This window comes from Pseudomonas sp. P5_A2_2, assembly GCF_054177685.1.
Genome location: NZ_JBGCUL010000633.1, coordinates 1 through 2641 on the forward strand (window position 1 = coordinate 1; position 2641 = coordinate 2641).

Here is a 2641-nt window from a genome sequence, read left to right on the forward strand (position 1 = left end):
GGCGTAGTCAGCGAAGGCATCGGTGGTCATGCCGGAGTGGGTCGCTGCGAAAATCTTCAGCAGGCCTTCCATGCCAGTGGCGGCCAGGGCCTTGTGATCGTTTTCCAGCACCGCCTGGAAGGGCTGGGTGGTTTTCCATTCCGGGTGCTGCGCCGCGGTGCGCTTGACTTCGTCGAGGGCGAACAGCAACTCGAAGTACATCGGCTGCTCGCTCCACAAAGTGCCGTCATTATCGAACACGGCAATGCGGTCCTCGGGCTTTACGAAGTCCTTGCTGTTTTGATCGGTGACCGTCTGCACGAACTCGATGATCTGCTTTTTCGACGGGCCATCGTTCCAGGAGGGTAGCGGCCCGGCCGCCTGAACCAGTAACGGCAGGCTCAAGGCCAGGGTCAGCAGGAAGCTGAACGCTCGGTGATGGCGCAGCGATATCGAATTCGTCATGGGAAATCCTTCTCGTGAACGGGGTTGAGCGGATGCAGTGCACAAGAGACTGATTCCCTGTTGCGCCCGGCCTGACTATGCAGCGTAGACAAGGATTCCCTGATTTGGCGCAGCGCCTGATCTTTGTCCGGTTCACGGCCGTAACAGGAACAGGCCCGCAGGAAGGTTTGCAGGCGCGGGCCGAGGCGGGTCGGTTTCAGGCCGCGGCCCATCCGATCGCTCATTGATCCCGTAAACCAATCGCATCCTATAAATATGTACCGCACCTGATCGCTGCCCCGTAGACAAGCTGTGCCCTACAGACAAGGAGAGACTGTATGGCACAACGAACATTGCACGATGGATCTACTGGGGATGTCGTCATCAGGTCGGGGCCGCCGGCCGCGGGTGGTGGCGGTGGGAGCGGTGGTGGTTTTGGCGGCAACCGTGTGGGCGCCTCCGGCAACTTCGGTGGCCCCAGCGCCAGGACCAGGGCGCTCAGGAGGCAGGCCAAGCTGGAGCATGCTGCCAGGCAGGCAAAAGAGCAGGCAGAAGCCATTGCCCGAGCCCAAGCGGCCCAAGAGCAGGCACGCCTGCAAACGCGGCAGCAACAACTTGAGGGTATGGCCCAGCGTCAAAGCGCCTTCAAGGTCGAGGCAGATCGCAGYTTTGCTGCAAGGTCTGATCAGCTTGCCTCATCGCTTGACGGTGAAGTCCTGGCTGCACGACGGCCACCTGATATCAATCCGAGCGAGCGCTGGCAGCTCTATCTCATTACCAGGGAAAAAATCGAAATCGACGGGCTGATTGCCCGTAAAGCTGCAGAATTCAATGCCCAGGGTTCGTTAGCCCGCTCATTCGATGGCCACGATCCGCTCGTCCGTTCGACCAGCGATTACATGGCACGGCTGGACCAGTTCGGCGATGCACTCGACAGTGGCCACCAGGCTTGGGAAACCGCTTACAACGCGGCCCATGAAGCGCAGTTGTTATCGGCGCAGATCAAGGCACTGACGGAACGGTCTGCGACGCTGTCTGTGCGTCACGCGGAGCAGACCATTGCCTGGCGGGAAAGAGAAGGCATCTGGGAGCGTCATCGACAGGTTGCCGAGCAGCGTGATGCGCGGGTGCGGTTCAAGCAGCAGGCTGACGCTGATATACGCATAGAGCGGGTGAAACAGGCCAACACCTACCGTTTAGCGGTCAATCCATCAGTGCCTGCTGTGTCGACACTCGCTATTCCTGGCAGCGCATTGGTCGCCGGGGCGGCCGATGCATTGGCAATCGCAGTAAGCCGGTCAGTGGTGCTGTTGGGCGAAGTAGCAGGAACACTTGCCACTTCGCAAGTCGCAATATTCGTAGGTGGGATAGCGTATCCATCCGAACTGGGCAACGGAGAGTTAACGCCTGAACAACGTGCTCGCCTGTTTCACGCGGTTGCCGTTCCGGCGCACGCACTGGAGCTTCACGACAGTCGAGAGTTGCAAGCCATCGCTGATGCGGGCGGTTCGGTGGCGGTTGAGTACCGCTTAAAGCCAGTAGTCGAGGCCCAAGGCACTGCGATCATTGTCGCCAGCACCGGTGCCGAGATCGACTCCCGGGTACCGGTGGTCAATGCAGCGCTGGACCCGTTGACCGGCGTGTACACCGCTGAAGTTCCCGGTTCCCCGACCCGTTATGTGGAATTCGCACCAGACTCGGCGCCTCAAGCGCAGGTGCCGAACCCGCAGCCCCTGGCTGTCACCCAACCACAGACTTTGGGCATACCGGCGGGTGTCGATTGGCGCATTCAGGACTGCATCGTTTGCGTGCCGGGGCTGGAGCCGATCTATCTGTCCTTCAATACCCCGCCCATGGGCGCCGGTGTTGTCACGGGAACAGGTCAGCCAGTTACCACAGACTGGTGGAAAGCCGCTACACAGCCTGTAGGCGCCGCTATTCCGACGCTGATCGGCGATCAGTTTCGAGGTCGGGAGTTCACGTCGTTCGAGGCCTTCGACGAAGCGTTGTGGCGAACGCTCGGAGAGCATCACGAGATTGTTTCGCAATTTGACGAGGTTAACCAAAAACGCCTCGAACAAGGTTACGCCCCCTATGCGCCGAAAAGCACATGGGCCGGTGAAAACCGTGAGTTCGAATTGCGTTACCAGGAGCGACCGGGGTTCTGGTCTGATCCTTTCAATCTCGATCAAATCAGTATCAAAACACCCAGCAATAC

General features: G+C 59.7%; 1 protein-coding gene and 2 pseudogenes. 1 reads left to right on the top strand and 2 read right to left on the bottom strand.

What is annotated here, in order from left to right; translation table 11 throughout:
* Positions 1-444: pseudogene (locus ACXRVY_RS23390) on the bottom strand (haloacid dehalogenase-like hydrolase); the annotation flags it as partial.
* A pseudogene (locus ACXRVY_RS23395) lies at positions 441-659 on the bottom strand (hypothetical protein); the annotation flags it as partial. The pseudogenes ACXRVY_RS23395 and ACXRVY_RS23390, both read right to left, overlap by 4 nt.
* Positions 660-1046: 387 nt before the next feature.
* Here ACXRVY_RS23395 and ACXRVY_RS23400 point away from each other — a divergent pair.
* Positions 1047-2641 (top strand): S-type pyocin domain-containing protein (locus tag ACXRVY_RS23400; protein WP_458238360.1); only part of this gene is annotated, 1595 nt, incomplete at its 3' end.